Raw genomic sequence first — 16,498 nt, 5'->3', positions numbered from 1 at the left:
CATTAACTCTGATTGCCGTAGGGCGACGGGTGTGAAATAAGGATCGCAAAGATGGCAACGGCAGATATTTTAACCATGAGCGACAAGAAAACCGCAGAAAAGCAAAAGGCGCTGGATTCCGCGCTGGCACAGATCGAACGTCAGTTCGGTAAAGGGTCGATCATGAAGCTGGGCAAAGACAGCCCAGTTCAAGAAATCGAAGCAACATCAACCGGTTCGCTGGGTTTGGACATTGCTTTGGGTATCGGCGGTTTGCCAAAAGGCCGCATCATCGAAATCTTTGGGCCTGAAAGCTCGGGTAAAACCACGCTGACACTGCATGCGGTGGCCGAGGAACAGAAAAAAGGTGGCGTTTGTGCGTTCGTTGACGCTGAACACGCGCTTGACCCCGTTTACGCCAAAAAACTGGGCGTTGATTTGGATGAGTTGCTGATTTCCCAGCCTGACACCGGTGAACAAGCGCTAGAGATCGTCGACACACTGGTGCGTTCTGGTGCGGTTAGCCTTGTCGTTGTCGACTCGGTCGCGGCACTGACGCCAAAGTCCGAACTTGAAGGCGATATGGGCGACAGCAGCGTCGGCGTTCATGCGCGTTTGATGAGCCAAGCCATGCGCAAACTGACCGGTTCGATTGCGAAATCGAACTGTATGGTGATTTTCATCAACCAGATCCGTATGAAAATCGGCGTCATGTTCGGTTCGCCCGAAACGACAACAGGCGGTAACGCGTTGAAGTTCTACGCGTCCGTGCGTTTGGATATCCGCCGCATTGGCGCGATCAAGGACCGTGACGAGGTGGTCGGTAACTCGACCCGCGTGAAGGTTGTTAAAAACAAGGTGTCGCCACCGTTCAAACAGGTGGAGTTCGACATCATGTATGGTGAAGGCATTTCCAAGACCGGCGAACTGTTAGATTTGGGCGTTAAAGCCGGCGTGGTTGATAAATCGGGTGCGTGGTTCTCTTACGGGGATGAACGCATCGGTCAGGGCCGCGAAAATTCGAAAAACTTCCTCAAAGAAAACCCGCACATCGCGATCGAGATTGAGGACAAAATTCGCGCCGCGCACGGTCTGGATTTCCAAATGGCTGATGGTGATGGCGATGACGACGATTTGGTCGAAATGTAATGTACCTGACGCGTGCACATCTTGATCACGCGATCAACGATATTCTAGCCGCCCCGAAAACCGGGGCGGCTATTTCTATGTTGTGCCTTAGGCCTGACATTGGTGAACGACTGTTAGTCGATGAAATGTCGGTGACAAAAGCGCAGGGAATTCCTGGTGAACGCTGGGCAACCCGTCCATGGGTTACTTTGACCGATGGTCGTCCGCATCCTGGAATTCAAATCAGTATTTTACCCAAAAAGGTTTTGGATTGCGTTTGGGTTGATCGAACCCACCAGATTCATCCCGGTGATACCTTTGTTGCTGACATGGATATGTCAGAGCAGAATTTGCCCGTTGGCCAGTTATTGTCTGTCGGAACTGCGGTTTTGCGCGTTTCTGATGTGTTCAACGATGGCTGCGTGAAATGGAAAAAACGCTATGGCGATGCCGCATTTCATTGGGTGCGTGATCCGCAAAACAAACCCCATCGTTTGCGCGGTATTTTGTGCAGCGTCGAAAAGGACGGAAAATTTCGTACGGGTGACCTTTTAAATAAACTTTGAACCCTTCAAAGCGCCGCGCAGCCATGGACAGTGCCCAATCAGGGCGGTACACCATTGCGAAACTATGCCTGTGAGAAGAGCGCTATGACGAGCCTTTCCGACATTCGATCGACCTTTTTGAATTACTTTGAACGCAATGGTCATACCATCGTTCCGTCGTCGCCACTGGTGCCGCGTAATGACCCGACCCTGATGTTCACAAACTCTGGTATGGTGCAGTTCAAAAACTGTTTCACCGGTGTTGAAAAACGTGACTATCAGCGCGCCACCACGTCGCAAAAATGTGTCCGCGCGGGCGGCAAGCACAACGATTTGGACAACGTCGGATACACCGCGCGACACCACACATTTTTCGAAATGCTGGGTAACTTTTCTTTTGGCGATTATTTCAAAAACGAAGCGATCCCGTTTGCGTGGGAACTGATCACCAAAGATTTCGACATCGACCCAAAGCGTCTTCTGACGACCGTTTATCACACCGATGACGAAGCGTTCGAAATCTGGAAAAAAGTCGGCGTGCCTGAGGACCGCATCATTCGCATCGCGACGTCCGATAACTTCTGGCAGATGGGACCAACCGGTCCTTGCGGTCCGTGCACAGAGATTTTCTATGACCACGGCGATCACATCTGGGGTGGCCCTCCCGGATCGCCAGAGGAAGACGGCGACCGGTTCATCGAAATCTGGAACGTCGTTTTCATGCAGAACGAACAGTTCGAAGACGGCTCGATGAAAGCGCTGGATATGCAGTCCATCGACACCGGCATGGGTCTGGAACGTATCGGCGCTCTGCTGCAAGGTAGCCACGATAACTATGATACCGATCTGTTTAAGGCACTGATCGAAGCGTCGGCACATGCGTCGAACTCTGACCCTTATGGTGATCAGAACGTTCATCACCGCGTGATCGCGGACCACCTGCGTTCCACATCGTTCCTGATTGCGGATGGCGTGATGCCGTCGAATGACGGTCGTGGTTACGTTCTGCGCCGCATCATGCGCCGCGCTATGCGTCACGCGCACCTGTTGGGTGCTAAAGATCCAATGATGCACCGTCTGGTGCCTGAATTGGTGAAACAAATGGGCGGCGCCTATCCGGAATTGGGTCAGGCTCAATCGATGATCCAAGAAACCTTGCTGGCCGAAGAAACCCGTTTCAAACAGACGTTGGATCGCGGTCTGAAACTGTTGGATGACGAACTGTCTGGCATGGACGAAGGTGCCGAATTGCCAGGCGCGACTGCGTTCAAACTGTATGATACTTACGGCTTCCCGCTCGACCTGACTCAGGATGCGCTGCGTGAAAAAGGCCGCACCGTAGATACCGACGGTTTCGACGCCGCGATGGAAGAACAAAAAGCTAAAGCGCGTGCCGCTTGGGCTGGCTCTGGCGAAGCTGCGGACGCAACCGTTTGGTTCGAACTGGCAGATAAAAACGGCGTCACCGAATTCTTGGGCTATGACACCGAAACCGCCGAAGGTCAGATCACTGCGATCGTTAACGGCTCTGACGTTGTGGGCGATGCAAAAACGGGCGATACCGTTCAGATCGTTGTGAACCAGACTCCGTTCTATGGTGAATCGGGTGGTCAGGTTGGCGATACCGGCACCATCACCACGGAAACTGGTGTTGCACGCGTAACAGACACCAAAAAATCGGCTGGGATTTTCATCCATTTCGCTGAAATTACCGAAGGTTCGATCACTCGCGGACAGCCTGCCAAACTGGTCGTTGAACACCAGCGTCGTTCGGATATCCGCGCGAACCACTCGGCCACGCACCTGTTGCACGAGGCGTTGCGCGACGCGCTAGGTGATCACGTTGCACAGCGCGGTTCGTTGAACGCGCCAGATCGTCTGCGTTTCGATTTCAGCCACGGCAAAGCGCTAAGCGAAGAAGAGCTGACTCAGGTCGAAGCGGACGTGAACAAAATGATCCGTCAGAACACGCGTGTTGAAACCCGTATCATGACGCCAGATGATGCGCGCGCGCTGGGTGCGCAGGCGCTGTTTGGTGAAAAATACGGCGACGAAGTCCGCGTTGTATCGATGGGCCAGTTGGATGGTTCGGGCAAAGGCGTTGATGGCAACGTTTACAGCCTTGAACTGTGTGGCGGTACGCACGTGCGTCAAACCGGTGATATCGGTGCGTTCGTTGTATTGGCCGATAGCGCGTCCTCTGCCGGTGTTCGCCGTGTCGAAGCGCTGACTGGTCAAGCCGCGATTGACTACCTGAAGGAACAAGAAACCCGCCTGAACGCTGTAGCTGCAGCATTGAAAGCGCCAGCAGCCGAGGCCGCGGATCGTGTGAAGTCTCTGTTGGATGACCGCAAAAAGCTGGAAAACGAAGTGGCGCAGTTGCGCCGCGAATTGGCGATGTCTGGCGGTGCGAAAGCCGAAGAACCTGCCAAGGAAATCAACGGTGTATCGTTCAAAGCTCAGGTTCTTTCTGGCGTGACTGGCAAAGACCTGCCTGGCATAATTGACGAGATGAAGGCCCAGATGGGTTCAGGCGTTGTTCTGTTGATTGCTGACGCTGGTGGTAAAGCGGCCGTTGCTTGCGGCGTGACATCTGACCTGACCGGCAAAGTGTCGGCGGCGGACATCATTCGCGCCGTAACCCCAGAATTGGGCGGCAAAGGCGGCGGCGGCCGTCCTGACATGGCCCAAGGCGGCGGTGCGTCCGTTGAAAATGCGGATGCTGCTATTTCAGCTGCCGAAGCCGTCATCGAAGGAGCGTAACAATGCCAGGTGCCTATTGGATCGCCCACGTACACGTCACGGACGAAGCTGCCTATGGTGAATATGCAAAACGCGCGACTGTCGCGATTGCGGATCACGGAGGTAAATTTCTGGCTCGTGGCGGAAAATACGAAATCCTAGAAGGCACCGATCGCGCCCGCCATGTTGTCGCTTATTTCGACAGCATGCAGGCAGCGCACGATTGTTATCATTCGGATGCCTACCAAGAGGCGTTATCCTACGCCAAAGGGGCCAGTGAACGCGATTTGATGATCGTCGAAGCGGCAGAATAAATAAAAGGGCGCGAGGATCACCTCGCGCCTTTTTTCATTATGACCCAAAGAAAAAGGCCCCGAATTTCGGGGCCTTTTCTATTATGCGCTGCGCGATTGACGCTTGCGTTCATGTGGGTCCAGATAGCGTTTACGCAGGCGGACCGCGTTTGGCGTCACCTCGACCAGTTCATCGTCGTCGATGTAGGCGATTGCCTGTTCCAGCGACATCACAACTGGTGGCGTCAGGCGAACAGCTTCGTCCGAACCCGATGCGCGAACGTTGGTCAGTTTCTTGCCTTTCAGCGGGTTCACTTCCAGATCGTTGTCGCGGCTGTGTTCGCCGATGATCATGCCGGTGTAGACAGGATCCTGCGGGTTGATGAACATCTTGCCGCGGTCTTCTAGGTTCCACAGAGCGTAGGCAACAGCGGTGCCGTTTTCCATGGAAATCAGAACACCCTGACGGCGGCCAGCGATTGGGCCTTTGTGTTCGGTCCAGCCGTGGAAGATACGGTTCATGATGCCCGAACCGCGCGTGTCGGTCAGGAATTCGCCGTGGTAACCGATCAGGCCGCGCGAAGGAACGTGGGCCACGATACGGGTTTTGCCTGCGCCACCTGGCGACATTTCAACCAGATCGCCTTTGCGTGGGCCGGTGATTTTTTCGATAACAGCGCCCGAATATTCGTCATCAACGTCGATCACGACTTCTTCGACAGGCTCCATGCGAACGCCGTCTTGTTCCTGGAAAATAACCTGAGGACGCGAGATCGACAGTTCGAAACCTTCGCGGCGCATGTTTTCGATCAGAACGCCCATCTGCAATTCGCCGCGGCCCGAAACGATGAACGCTTCGCCACCTGGGGTGTCTTCGATTTTGATCGCGACGTTGGTTTCGGCTTCTTTCATCAGGCGGTCACGGATAACGCGCGACTGAACCTTTTTACCGTCACGGCCAGCCAGAGGGCTGTCGTTGATGCCGAACAGAACCGAAATGGTCGGCGGGTCGATTGGCTGTGCGAACAGCGGCTCGTTTACTTGTGGGTCACACAGGGTGTCAGCCACGGTCGCGGTGGACATGCCTGCAACCGAGACGATGTCGCCTGCGATGGCTTCGTCGATTGGGGACTGAGCCAGTCCGCGGAACGCCAGAATTTTGGTGACGCGGAACTGTTCGATTTTTTCGCCGTCGCGCGACAGAGCCTTTAGCGTGTCGCCGGTTTTCAGGGTGCCGGTTTCAACGCGGCCGGTCAGGATGCGGCCGATGAACGGGTCAGCGCCCAAGGTCGTCGCGATCATCGAGAAAGGTTCGTCTTTCTTTTCGATCTGCTTTGGCGCCTCGACGTGGTTCACGATCAGTTCGAACAGGGCGGTCAGGTCTTTGCGTGGGCCGTCCAGTTCAGCATCACACCAGCCCGAGCGGCCCGATGCGTACATGTGAGGGAAGTCCAGCTGTTCGTCATTTGCGCCAAGGTTCGCAAACAGGTCGAAACATTGGTCCAGCGCGCGATCTGGTTCGGCGTCTGGTTTGTCGACTTTGTTCAGAACAACGATTGGTTTCAGACCCAGCGCCAGCGCTTTGGAGGTCACGAATTTGGTCTGCGGCATCGGGCCTTCGGCTGCGTCAACCAGCAGAACAACGCCGTCAACCATCGACAGGATGCGTTCAACTTCGCCGCCGAAATCGGCGTGGCCTGGGGTGTCAACGATGTTGATGCGGGTGCCGTTCCATTCAACGGATGTGGCTTTCGCCAGAATGGTAATGCCGCGTTCGCGTTCAATGTCGTTCGAATCCATAGCGCGTTCTGCAACGGCTTGGTTTTCACGGAATGCGCCCGATTGTTTCAGAAGTTCGTCAACCAGAGTCGTTTTGCCGTGGTCAACGTGCGCGATGATCGCGATGTTACGGATATCCATAGTTCAGCCTTGAAAAGAGGAGTTGGCTGCGCCTTACCGTGCAATTGCGGCGAAAGCTACCCCCAAAGGCATTTAATGGTGGCTGGTCGCACCTGAAAACACGTTAATTACGACGATTCCGCCCAATATCATCGCCAAACCGATGATCGCGGGCAGGTCGAGCATTTGTTTGAACCAGACCCAACCAATGATCGCGACCAGCACGATGCCCAGCCCCGACCAGATCGCATAGACGATGCCGACCGGCATGAACCGGACGGCATAGGCTAGCAGGTAGAATGAAATGGCGTAGCCGATGACAACAATCGCGGTGGGGCCCAGTTTTGTGAACTGTTCAGACGCCTTAAGGGCCGATGTTGCTATCGTTTCGGCAATGATCGCGAAGATCAGCGCGATAACATGGGTCGGCATGGCGTTCCCTTTCTTAGGTGGCGATATAACGGTCTTTGCGGTGGTTGATGGCGATCACAAGGTTCACAACCAAGGCGCCAAGGAAACTGTAGACGACCGTCATGAAATCCCGCAATCCGAAAGCGACCGAAAACAGCGCGGCATCGAACAAAAGCTGTGTCCAGCCCGCGCGAAAGCCCGTTTTTTCCTGAATATACAGCGCCAAAATACCAATTCCGCCCAAAGATGCGCCATGACGGAACAGTGCCATCAGGGCCGCGCCCGTACAGAAACCAAACAGGATCGCCCCCACGATCGGGTTCAGGTTTTCGAAACTAATGAACATCGGCAGGATAGGGGTGATCACAGTTACCAGCGCGACCGCGATGAAGGTTTTGATCATGAACCGCAGGCCGATGCGTTTGTAGCCCAGCCAATAGAACGGAAGGTTCACGATAAAGAACCACGCGCTAAAGCTCCAATTCGTGGCGTAGGACAGGATGATCGCAAGGCCCGCAGTTTGGCCCGTCACGAACCCAAGATGGGTCAGGATCAAAACGCCAAAGGACGCCATAAAGGTGCCGAATAGGATGCCTTGGGCGTCCTCGATCAGGCTGTGAGTTTTGGGATCTGTCATAACAGGGCCTATCTTTTAATCTTTGCCGCGCGATATCGCGGGTATTTTGGCAACACAATGGTCTTTGATCAAAAGATTAAAGAAAAACCTTTGGTTGAATCGATGCGCTATGCAATCTGATCGCATCGACGAAACGCCAACGTGAAAAGGGGGCATCATGACTAAATTTGTATCGTGCGCACCTCTAGGCGTTAATGCAGTCGCGGCAAAAGCCCCGCATGCATGGTCGATGATCGCAGCGAAAATGCAGCGAACCGCGGCCCGCTCTTAAGCCCCGCAAAAACGCCGGTAATCCGGCACATTCCAAACCTTTAGCAACATTTTATCCGCAAACAGGCTGATTGCCCGTTTTCGTATCTGTGTTGCGTTTTTCTAACCTAAATAAAGGGCAGGCATGTTTTGCCTGAAAACGTATGACCAATAGTCAACTGACGCGTATTCCAGCACGCTATTTGCTGGAAACTTTGATTGATAGCCACGGGTTCTGGCACGTTGTTCGCGAATTGCTAGCCGCGAATGCAGGTGTTCGGCGGTATAAAAAGGGCATCATAGATGACGGCACGCCGGAATATCTGCGCCGCGATATGGGGCTGCCCCCCAAAGCGCCCCCGCCGTATTACGACCCAACCAAAAGTCTGTGGTGACTAATTAGCGATATAACGGTCGCGTCGATGGTTGAACGCGATAACCGTGTTCAGAACCAGCGCACCAAGCAATGAAAACAACACGACCCGCAGCGGTAGCAATGCCGCTGCGGTGCCAAAAATGATCACGTCGAAAATGATCTGAACATATCCCGCGCGAAACCCTGTGCGGTCTTGGATCATCAGGGCCACAACGCCCAAACCGCCCAGCGACGCCTTGTGCCGAAATATCCCCAACAGACCAAACCCGCACAGCACGCCGAATGCTATGGTGCCGAACCACGGGTTCAATCCGTCGAACGGCATCAGGGCAGGGATGTAGCCCATCATCACCGATAGAGCCGTGACGCAAAACGCCGATTTTAACGTGAACTCTGGCCCCATGCGGAACCAAGCAAAGATGTAGAACGGGATGTTGATGAGAAAAAACACCCAGCTGAAACTGACCCCCGTCAGGTACGATACGATCAGCGCAACACCAGCGGTTTGGCCGGTTATGAAACCCAAAGAGTTTAGAAAAGTCAGGGCAATAGCGGTTGTAATTAAACCAATTGTAATACCCTGGGCATCCTCGACTGGGGTGTGTGGAACTGTGTGCTGTGGATATGGTAATGGCGCTGGCATGGATCTAACATAGGTCAGAAATTATGACCTGTCCATATGGTCAAAAAAGAACGGCCCCGAAGGGCCGCCGATTTTAGCCTACCAAGGCTTTGTTCAGGTATTCGTCCAGTTTTTCCAAGAATCCCATGGTAGTCAGCCACCCCTGATCTGGGCCGACCAATAGGGCCAAATCTTTGGTCATATGGCCGTCTTCGACGCACTGAACGGTGACGCGTTCCAGCGTTTCGGCAAAGCGCATCAGTTGTTCATTGCCGTCCAGTTTTGCGCGGTGTTTAAGGCCGCCCGTCCATGCGTAGATCGTCGCGATAGAGTTGGTCGACGTCGCCTTGCCCGCCTGATGGTTGCGATAGTGGCGGGTGACGGTGCCGTGGGCGGCTTCGGCTTCGACGATTTTGCCGTCTGGGGTCATCAGTTGCGATGCCATCATGCCCAAAGATCCGTAGCCTTGCGCCACGGTGTCGGACTGTACGTCGCCATCATAGTTCTTACAGGCCCAAACAAAGCCGCCGTTCCATTTGAGCGCACAGGCGACCATGTCGTCGATCAGGCGGTGTTCGTACCAGATGCCCGCGTCTTTGAATTTTTCGGCAAATTCGGCTTCGAAAACTTCGGCGAACAGATCTTTGAAACGGCCGTCATAGGCCTTGAGGATCGTGTTTTTGGTCGACAGGTACACGGGCCAATTCATCATCAGGCCATAGTTGAACGACGCACGGGCGAAATCGCGGATCGATTCATCCAAGTTGTACATGCCCATATAAACGCCAGCGGATGGGGCGTCATAGACCTCTTTTTCGATGACGGTGCCGTCTTCGCCGACGAATTTCATCGTTAGTTTGCCAGCGCCCGGGAAATGGAAATCGGTCGCTTTGTACTGGTCGCCGAACGCGTGGCGGCCAACGACGATGGGCTGTGTCCAGCCTGGGACCAGACGGGGCACGTTGCGGCAGATGATCGGCTGACGGAACACAACGCCGCCCAGAATGTTGCGGATCGTGCCGTTCGGCGATTTCCACATTTTTTTCAGGCCGAATTCTTCGACGCGGGCCTCGTCCGGGGTGATGGTCGCGCACTTCACGCCAACGCCGTGTTCTTTGATCGCATTGGCCGCGTCGATGGTGATTTGGTCGTCGGTGCGATCGCGTTCTTCGATCCCGAGATCGTAATATTTCAGGTCGATATCCAGATAGGGCAGGATCAGTTTTTGCTTGATGAAATCCCAGATGATGCGGGTCATTTCATCGCCGTCGAGTTCAACGACGGGGTTTGCGACTTTGATCTTGGTCATCGGTGCGGCTCCGGTTGGAATGATTTGGCACTGCTATACCCTAAATCCAAACGTATGGCTACATTTTGTATACAATGGTATGCCGAAAAATCGACCAATCAGTCGAATTCTGCGACAAACCAAGGGTGGCTACGAATCCGCTTGTCCATCTCGGTCCATAATTCAGGCGCGCCGCGCTGAATTTTTGCGCCAACCCGTGAGACGAGCTGATAGTATGACACGTTATATTCGCGCCACGACCCGCCATCACCAACAAGGTTTGAAATCAATGGCTGAACCCGATCAACGGACTTAGCATAAATAGCGTCAGTCGTTTTTGCGTCTTCGAATTCTGTCCACAAATCGCGCAGCTCCGCGCCTTGGTCGCGGGGTAATAGGCCAAATAGGCGGTCTGCGGCGGCTTGTTCTTTTGCGGCCATTTCGGCTGGGTCATAATCACCGTGGATGGGTGCATCGCCTGCGTCAATCTCGACAATGTCGTGCAGCAGCAACATGCGAACGACCCGTCCCACGCTGACTGGCGCATGAGCGATGGGGGCCATTGTCAGTGCGTACAATGCGATGTGCCAACTGTGTTCGCCGGAATTTTCACGGCGTGATCCATCGCACAGCAGCGTTGCCCGATTGATGTGTTTTAGTTTGCATGTCTCAACAGCAAAACTAAGCCGCAGGGTGAAATCGGTGGGCGCTGTTATTGGTTCTTTATTCAGCAGGCCGACGATGTGATCGTGAACCATAGGCCAATGGGTGCGCAGAATTTCAGCGCGGCCCGATGTCACGTTGGCGCGGACGATTTCAATGTGGGTTTGGTCTGGGTTGCTGCTGCACAGGGTTTGATAGACTGGGTGGATCGTGTCGATCATTTTCGCAAAGCGGGCGGTTGCGGTTGTGCCGGATTCAAATTCATCCCAAAGGGCGCGATATTCGATGGCCATAGGGAAAGGTAGCAGGCCAAAGATACGATCGGCGGCGGCGCGTTCCGCTAGTTCAATGGCGGCTTGGTCGTGATCTAGATGGATGGGGTGATCGCCTGCGTCTATTTCCACGATGTCATGCACCAACAGCATCGCAATGGCGCGATCCACATCGACATCGGGTGCGGCGTAGGGCGCAAAAACCAATGCATATAGCGCGACGTGCCAGCTGTGCTCGGCCGAATTTTCCTGCCGTGACCCGTCGATGACGTTGTTCGCGCGGATGACATTTTTCAGACGATCTGCTTCGGTAAGGAATGCGATTTTTGCGGCGATGGGATTCATAGTGCACCCGTTGGTCGAAAAATAAAAAACGGCGGGGTGAGCCCGCCGTTTTGTTAGTTTGCTTCCGGTTTGAATTTCGCGGCGCGTTTGTCGAGCAATTCATTCGCCCGTCGTTCTGCGCGTCGCACACGGATAGCCGTGTTATAGGCCTCTTGCAGGGTTTGCGATGACGCGCCCAAGATTTCGCCGACCTGTTTAACGATTTGATCGTCGCCACTAACGGCTTCGTCTTTTAGGGCTTTGACCGCAATTTTATCGGCCATTTCATCCAGCATTCCCATGGGGCGTTACCGTGTGTTTTCGGTCAGGCGACGTTTTACATAACCCTGAACGCTGCCCACCATGGTATCCATGTGTTCATCGTCAAAGAAATGGCCAGCGCCTTCGACCACTTCGTGGGTGATCGTGATGCCTTTTTGTTCGTGCAGTTTGTTCACCAGATTGACGGTGTCCTGTGGCGGGGCCACGCGGTCAGCCGAACCATTGATGACCAGACCCGACGCAGGGCAGGGTGCCAAAAAGCTAAAGTCGTACATATTCGCAGGCGGAGCCACCGAAATGAAACCAGTGATTTCAGGACGACGCATCAATAGCTGCATACCGATCCACGCACCAAAGCTGAAACCAGCGACCCAGCAGTGTTTCGCGCCTGTGTTCATCGATTGCAGGTAATCCAGCGCCGATGCGGCATCAGACAATTCGCCAATGCCTTGATCGTATTCGCCTTGGCTGCGTCCAACGCCGCGGAAGTTAAAGCGAAGAACGGTGAAACCTAGGTTATGAAAGGCGTAGTGCAGGTTATAAACAACGCGGTTGTTCATAGTTCCGCCAAATTGCGGATGCGGGTGCAGAATAATTGCAATAGGCGCATCGCGGTCTTTTTGCGGATGGTAGCGGCCTTCTAGCCGGCCTTCTGGGCCGGGGAAAATCACTTCGGGCATGGTGCTCCCTGAACGTTGGGTGACGGGAATTCTTGACTGTATTCCTCAGACACCTTAGAAAGATTCTAAATCGCAGGCCTTTTCGGGCTTGCAGGCTGTACCGCAGTTAATGATAGAAGCTGCCTACGTCAATCTTATTGAACGTTTTCAGGGGTCGGATCGGGAAAAACACGATGAAATTGAGCACCAAAGGACGTTATGCGGTCGTCGCATTGGCAGATTTGGCCCTGCAGCCAGCGGGCACATTGGTGACTCTGGCTGAAATTTCCGAACGGCAAGACATCTCTTTGGCTTACCTTGAGCAGTTGTTTGTGAAACTGCGCCGCAAAAGTCTGGTGGATTCTGTTCGCGGTCCGGGCGGTGGTTACAAGTTGGCACGTCCTGCATCTGAAATCCGCGTCTCTGATATCCTAGAGGCTGTCGATGAAACCGTAAGCGCCATGCACAAAGGTGCAGGTGCATCGGGTGGTGCATCTGGCACGCGGGCGCAATCCCTGACAAACCGCTTGTGGGAAGGGTTGTCAGCGCATGTGTACGTTTTCCTGCATCAGGCACGTTTGTCTGACGTGATTGGAAACGGGTTGGCGCCATGTCCAGCTGTTCCCGCTCTGTTCGAGGTTGTGGACGAATAATGGCGCGGGTCTATCTGGATCATAACGCTACGGCGCCCCTAAGGCCCGAAGCGAAGGCGGCGATGATGTCGGCGATGGATGTCGTTGGCAACCCGTCGTCTGTCCATATCGAAGGCCGCGCTGCGAAATCCCTCATGGAAAAATCCCGCGACCAAATCGCCGAGGCGTTGGGTGCAGGGAATGCCGACATTGTGTTCACATCGGGCGCAACTGAATCGGCAGCGCTGGCTTTGGCGGGCCGTGATCTAAAAGGGTCGGGTATTGAACATGACGCCGTTGGTGCATGGATCGACGAAGTATTGCCCGCAGATCCCATGGGGCAAGTGTTTGTCACCGATCCCGAAAACAGCACACTGCAGTTGGCGAATTCTGAAACCGGTATCATCCAGAAATTACCAAACGGATTGGCGGTTTCGGATGTAACCCAAGCGATCGGGCGTTTGCCATTTGCATACAGCTGGGCCGGCGTCGAAATGGTGCTGGCGTCGGCGCATAAAATTGGCGGGCCCAAAGGTGTCGGCGTTTTGATCATTCCGCAGGGCTATGACCTGATTGCGCATCAACGTGGTGGCGGGCAGGAAAGGGGCCGCCGTGCGGGAACAGAAAACTTGATCGGGATCGCGGGTTTTGCAGCGGCATTAACTGCGGCACAAACCGATTTGGCGAATGGCCGCTGGGACGAAATCGCACAGTTGCGCGATCAGCTAGAGGCCCGCATTGCCGATGCGGCACCCGATACTATTTTCATCGGCAAAGGCGCTAACCGTCTGCCGAACACAACAGCCTTTGTCACACCTGGGTGGAAAGGCGAAACGCAAGTCATGGCCATGGATTTGGCCGGATTTGCGATCTCTGCCGGATCGGCTTGTTCCTCTGGCAAAGTAAAGGCGAGCAAGGTTTTGCGCGCCATGGGATTTGGCGAAGATGACGGCGCGTGCATGGCACGCGTGTCGCTTGGCCTTGATACAACATCGGATCAGGTAGACGCGTTCGCGGCTGCTTGGATCGACCGTTATAAAAAGATGCGCGCACGCGCCGCGTAAAACAAAGGAAAAGGTCATGGCTGCAACAGACCGTCCGGAAATGGATGTAAAAGAAGGCGTAGATCAGGAAACTGTCGATGCCGTTGCCAAACTTTCTGGCAAATACAAATACGGTTGGGAAACCGATATCGAAATGGAATACGCGCCCAAAGGCGTGAACCCTGATATCGTCAAACTGATCTCGGAAAAGAATGACGAACCTGAATGGATGACCGAATGGCGTCTACAGGCGTTCGAACGTTGGGAAACCATGTCCGAACCTGATTGGGCGATGGTCAACTATCCTGAAATCGACTTTCAGGATCAGTACTACTATGCACGTCCCAAATCGATGACTGAAAAGCCAAAGTCCTTGGATGAGGTCGATCCAAAGCTGCTGGAAACCTACAACAAATTGGGTATCCCGCTAAAGGAACAGCTGATCCTTGCAGGCGTCGAAGGCGCAGAGGATTACAAAGAGGGCGAGCGTAAAGTTGCAGTAGACGCCGTCTTTGACTCGGTTTCCGTTGGTACCACGTTCCAAGCTGAACTGAAAAAAGCAGGCGTGATTTTCTGCTCGATTTCCGAAGCGATCAAAGAACACCCAGAGCTGGTCAAAAAATACCTTGGTTCGGTTGTGCCTGTATCGGACAACTTTTATGCGACGCTGAACTCGGCCGTGTTTTCGGATGGTTCGTTCGTATACGTCCCACCTGGCGTTCGCTGCCCGATGGAACTGTCGACCTATTTCCGTATCAACGCGGAAAACACGGGTCAGTTTGAACGCACGCTGATCATCGCGGACAAAGGATCGTATGTATCCTACCTAGAGGGCTGTACAGCGCCTCAGCGTGATACGGCGCAGCTGCACGCGGCTGTGGTTGAGATCATCATCGAAGAAGACGCCGAAGTGAAATATTCGACCGTTCAGAACTGGTTCCCTGGTGATGAAAATGGCAAAGGCGGCATCTATAACTTTGTGACGAAACGCGCGGATTGCCGTGGCGCCCGTTCCAAAGTGATGTGGACCCAAGTTGAAACCGGTTCGGCTGTGACGTGGAAATACCCGTCCTGCATCCTGCGCGGTGACGATAGCCAAGGCGAATTCTATTCGATCGCGATTGCAAACAACTACCAGCAGGCCGACACCGGCACGAAAATGGTGCATTTGGGCAAAAATACCAAATCCCGTATCGTCTCCAAAGGTATCTCGGCAGGTAAGGCGCAGAACACGTACCGCGGTCTGGTATCGATGCACCCCAAAGCGAAAGACAGCCGCAACTACACCCAGTGTGATAGTCTGTTGATCGGTTCGGAATGCGGCGCGCACACCGTTCCGTATATCGAAGTCAAAAACAACAGCAGCCGCGTCGAACACGAGGCGACCACATCCAAGGTGGATGATGATCAGCTGTTCTATTGCCGTCAGCGCGGCATGGACGAAGAAGAGGCCGTCGCACTGGTTGTGAACGGTTTCTGTAAGGACGTTCTGCAAGCACTGCCGATGGAATTCGCGATGGAGGCCCAACAGCTGGTCGCAATTTCGCTAGAGGGTTCGGTCGGCTAATGCCTCCTGCCAAGACGGATCATAACAGCCGCAAGGTTTTGACATCTACTTTGCATCCAGCAAAGCAGATGGTCATTGCTGATGTGGGCGCCAATCCATTGGGCGAACCTCCCTACAAGGGGTTGCTGGACGATGGGGCGTGTCAGGTCGTTGGGTTTGAACCTAACCTTGATGCTTTGGCGGAACTGGAACAGATCAAGTCTGAAAACGAAACCTATTTGCCGAACGCAATCGGTATGCCGGGCAAGCAGACTTTGTATCTGCACAAACGCTCTGGCTTTACGTCTTTGTATCCGATGGATCGCGAAAACTTGCGGCGCATCGACAAAGAACGTTTGGCAAATATGATCGTCGATAAGGTCGAGCTAGAAACCACTCCGCTAGATAATATCGCTGACGTGCCTTTGGTGGATGTCCTGAAAATGGACCTTCAGGGCGGCGAACGTGACGTTATGATCGGCGGCAAGGAAAAACTGGCAAACGCCGTCGGGATCGTGACCGAGGTGCGGTTCTACCGTATCTACGAAAACGAACCCGAATTTGGCGATTTAGACCGTCAAATGCGCGATCAAGGGTTTCGGTTGTACAAATTTCTGTTCCAGAAATCTGTAATGATGCCGCACCCTTACGAGGAAAAGATCATCCGCAAACGGATGACCTCTCAGTTGTTTGATGGCGATGCTGTTTATTTGCCCAATTGCGATTTGGCGAATGACCTGACCGACGACCAACTGATCTACCTAAGCTTTTTCGGTGACATGATCGAAAGCCCTGACCTGACGTTGCTGGCGCTGGGTGCGCTGACCAAACGCGGTGTGATCGGCAACGATGTCGCTGAAACCTATATTAACGCCCTGTCGCCGCGCCTGCGTGCCAACGGGTAAAAG

17 protein-coding genes are annotated in these 16,498 nt (G+C 54.0%); 9 read left to right on the top strand and 8 right to left on the bottom strand.

Features of this window, described 5'->3' with window-relative positions; translation table 11 throughout:
• Positions 1–51 precede the first annotated feature (51 nt).
• The 4 genes from recA (at position 52) to BVC71_RS05510 (ending at position 4,708) form a co-directional block, all read left to right on the top strand.
• Positions 52–1,128: a recombinase RecA gene (gene recA, locus BVC71_RS05525; protein WP_086450573.1), complete on the top strand. Its 1,077-nt coding sequence runs from the start codon at positions 52–54 to the stop codon at positions 1,126–1,128.
• A complete protein-coding gene (locus BVC71_RS05520) occupies positions 1,128–1,673 on the top strand; it encodes a hypothetical protein (protein WP_086450572.1) in 546 nt (181 codons plus the stop codon). The genes recA and BVC71_RS05520 overlap by 1 nt, the downstream gene beginning before the upstream one ends.
• A gap of 84 nt (positions 1,674–1,757) precedes the next feature.
• The gene (gene alaS, locus BVC71_RS05515; protein ID WP_086450571.1) at positions 1,758–4,415 is read left to right on the top strand and encodes an alanine--tRNA ligase; all 2,658 of its coding nucleotides are present in this window, start codon (positions 1,758–1,760) and stop codon (positions 4,413–4,415) included.
• A gap of 2 nt (positions 4,416–4,417) precedes the next feature.
• The gene (locus BVC71_RS05510; RefSeq protein ID WP_086450570.1) at positions 4,418–4,708 is read left to right on the top strand and encodes a DUF1330 domain-containing protein; all 291 of its coding nucleotides are present in this window, start codon (positions 4,418–4,420) and stop codon (positions 4,706–4,708) included.
• An 81-nt stretch (positions 4,709–4,789) separates the two neighbouring features.
• Here the strand turns inward: BVC71_RS05510 and typA are convergent, their stop codons facing one another.
• The 3 genes from typA to BVC71_RS05495 all read right to left on the bottom strand — a co-directional run bounded on the left by typA (position 4,790) and on the right by BVC71_RS05495 (position 7,634).
• Positions 4,790–6,607, bottom strand: coding sequence for a translational GTPase TypA (gene typA, locus BVC71_RS05505; RefSeq protein WP_086450569.1), 1,818 nt, complete (start codon positions 6,605–6,607; stop codon positions 4,790–4,792).
• Positions 6,608–6,679: 72 nt separating this feature from the next.
• Positions 6,680–7,018 carry a DMT family transporter gene (locus BVC71_RS05500; protein ID WP_086450568.1) on the bottom strand — a complete coding sequence of 113 codons (339 nt, stop codon included), beginning with the start codon at positions 7,016–7,018 and terminating at the stop codon, positions 6,680–6,682.
• A 13-nt stretch (positions 7,019–7,031) separates the two neighbouring features.
• On the bottom strand, positions 7,032–7,634 hold the full coding sequence (locus BVC71_RS05495; protein ID WP_086450567.1) for a YitT family protein: 603 nt from the start codon (positions 7,632–7,634) through the stop codon (positions 7,032–7,034).
• Between the two features lie 413 nt (positions 7,635–8,047).
• Between BVC71_RS05495 and BVC71_RS05490 the strand changes: the two genes are divergently transcribed.
• Positions 8,048–8,278 (top strand): hypothetical protein, encoded by a 231-nt coding sequence (locus BVC71_RS05490; RefSeq protein WP_086450566.1) that lies wholly within the window; start codon positions 8,048–8,050, stop codon positions 8,276–8,278.
• On the opposite strand, the gene BVC71_RS05485 is transcribed toward BVC71_RS05490, so the two are convergent.
• The 5 genes from BVC71_RS05485 to BVC71_RS05465 form a co-directional block, all read right to left on the bottom strand.
• Complete coding sequence (locus tag BVC71_RS05485; protein WP_086450565.1) at positions 8,279–8,902, bottom strand: YitT family protein; 624 nt, start codon at positions 8,900–8,902, stop codon at positions 8,279–8,281.
• 73 nt (positions 8,903–8,975) lie between these two features.
• The gene (locus tag BVC71_RS05480; protein WP_086450564.1) at positions 8,976–10,190 is read right to left on the bottom strand and encodes an NADP-dependent isocitrate dehydrogenase; all 1,215 of its coding nucleotides are present in this window, start codon (positions 10,188–10,190) and stop codon (positions 8,976–8,978) included.
• A 98-nt stretch (positions 10,191–10,288) separates the two neighbouring features.
• Positions 10,289–11,449 (bottom strand): HD domain-containing protein, encoded by a 1,161-nt coding sequence (locus BVC71_RS05475; RefSeq protein ID WP_086450563.1) that lies wholly within the window; start codon positions 11,447–11,449, stop codon positions 10,289–10,291.
• Between the two features lie 53 nt (positions 11,450–11,502).
• Positions 11,503–11,712 carry a hypothetical protein gene (locus tag BVC71_RS05470; protein ID WP_240516783.1) on the bottom strand — a complete coding sequence of 70 codons (210 nt, stop codon included), beginning with the start codon at positions 11,710–11,712 and terminating at the stop codon, positions 11,503–11,505.
• Positions 11,713–11,736: 24 nt separating this feature from the next.
• The gene (locus BVC71_RS05465; RefSeq protein WP_086450561.1) at positions 11,737–12,390 is read right to left on the bottom strand and encodes an alpha/beta hydrolase; all 654 of its coding nucleotides are present in this window, start codon (positions 12,388–12,390) and stop codon (positions 11,737–11,739) included.
• A gap of 173 nt (positions 12,391–12,563) precedes the next feature.
• Here BVC71_RS05465 and iscR point away from each other — a divergent pair, with 173 nt between their 5' ends.
• Genes iscR through BVC71_RS05445 form a run of 4 tightly spaced genes read left to right on the top strand, consistent with a single transcriptional unit; the run spans position 12,564 to position 16,495 of the window.
• Positions 12,564–13,022 carry a Fe-S cluster assembly transcriptional regulator IscR gene (gene iscR, locus BVC71_RS05460; RefSeq protein WP_086450560.1) on the top strand — a complete coding sequence of 153 codons (459 nt, stop codon included), beginning with the start codon at positions 12,564–12,566 and terminating at the stop codon, positions 13,020–13,022.
• Complete coding sequence (locus BVC71_RS05455) at positions 13,022–14,065, top strand: cysteine desulfurase family protein (protein ID WP_086450559.1); 1,044 nt, start codon at positions 13,022–13,024, stop codon at positions 14,063–14,065. The genes iscR and BVC71_RS05455 overlap by 1 nt, the downstream gene beginning before the upstream one ends.
• Positions 14,066–14,081: 16 nt before the next feature.
• On the top strand, positions 14,082–15,611 hold the full coding sequence (sufB, locus tag BVC71_RS05450; RefSeq protein ID WP_086450558.1) for a Fe-S cluster assembly protein SufB: 1,530 nt from the start codon (positions 14,082–14,084) through the stop codon (positions 15,609–15,611).
• Positions 15,611–16,495 (top strand): FkbM family methyltransferase, encoded by an 885-nt coding sequence (locus BVC71_RS05445; RefSeq protein WP_086450557.1) that lies wholly within the window; start codon positions 15,611–15,613, stop codon positions 16,493–16,495. Before sufB ends, BVC71_RS05445 begins: the two co-directional genes overlap by 1 nt.
• Positions 16,496–16,498 lie beyond the last annotated feature (3 nt).

The organism is Marivivens niveibacter, assembly GCF_002150005.2.
GTDB classification, from domain to species: Bacteria; Pseudomonadota; Alphaproteobacteria; order Rhodobacterales; family Rhodobacteraceae; genus Marivivens; species Marivivens niveibacter.
The sequence above is the reverse complement of the archived record's forward strand: the minus strand, read 5'-3'. Positions and strand labels throughout refer to the sequence as shown.

Bases quoted from the DNA above. Each gene is read 5' to 3' on its own strand.
- BVC71_RS05445 (WP_086450557.1), top strand. From the start codon at position 15,611: ATGCCTCCTGCCAAGACGGATCATAACAGCCGCAAGGTTTTGACATCT.
- sufB (WP_086450558.1), top strand. From the start codon at position 14,082: ATGGCTGCAACAGACCGTCCGGAAATGGATGTAAAAGAAGGCGTAGAT.
- BVC71_RS05470 (WP_240516783.1), bottom strand. From the start codon at position 11,712: ATGGCCGATAAAATTGCGGTCAAAGCCCTAAAAGACGAAGCCGTTAGT.
- recA (WP_086450573.1), top strand. From the start codon at position 52: ATGGCAACGGCAGATATTTTAACCATGAGCGACAAGAAAACCGCAGAA.
- BVC71_RS05485 (WP_086450565.1), bottom strand. From the start codon at position 8,902: ATGCCAGCGCCATTACCATATCCACAGCACACAGTTCCACACACCCCA.
- typA (WP_086450569.1), bottom strand. From the start codon at position 6,607: ATGGATATCCGTAACATCGCGATCATCGCGCACGTTGACCACGGCAAA.
- BVC71_RS05520 (WP_086450572.1), top strand. From the start codon at position 1,128: ATGTACCTGACGCGTGCACATCTTGATCACGCGATCAACGATATTCTA.
- alaS (WP_086450571.1), top strand. From the start codon at position 1,758: ATGACGAGCCTTTCCGACATTCGATCGACCTTTTTGAATTACTTTGAA.
- BVC71_RS05495 (WP_086450567.1), bottom strand. From the start codon at position 7,634: ATGACAGATCCCAAAACTCACAGCCTGATCGAGGACGCCCAAGGCATC.
- BVC71_RS05490 (WP_086450566.1), top strand. From the start codon at position 8,048: ATGACCAATAGTCAACTGACGCGTATTCCAGCACGCTATTTGCTGGAA.
- BVC71_RS05480 (WP_086450564.1), bottom strand. From the start codon at position 10,190: ATGACCAAGATCAAAGTCGCAAACCCCGTCGTTGAACTCGACGGCGAT.
- BVC71_RS05455 (WP_086450559.1), top strand. From the start codon at position 13,022: ATGGCGCGGGTCTATCTGGATCATAACGCTACGGCGCCCCTAAGGCCC.
- BVC71_RS05475 (WP_086450563.1), bottom strand. From the start codon at position 11,449: ATGAATCCCATCGCCGCAAAAATCGCATTCCTTACCGAAGCAGATCGT.
- BVC71_RS05500 (WP_086450568.1), bottom strand. From the start codon at position 7,018: ATGCCGACCCATGTTATCGCGCTGATCTTCGCGATCATTGCCGAAACG.
- iscR (WP_086450560.1), top strand. From the start codon at position 12,564: ATGAAATTGAGCACCAAAGGACGTTATGCGGTCGTCGCATTGGCAGAT.
- BVC71_RS05510 (WP_086450570.1), top strand. From the start codon at position 4,418: ATGCCAGGTGCCTATTGGATCGCCCACGTACACGTCACGGACGAAGCT.
- BVC71_RS05465 (WP_086450561.1), bottom strand. From the start codon at position 12,390: ATGCCCGAAGTGATTTTCCCCGGCCCAGAAGGCCGGCTAGAAGGCCGC.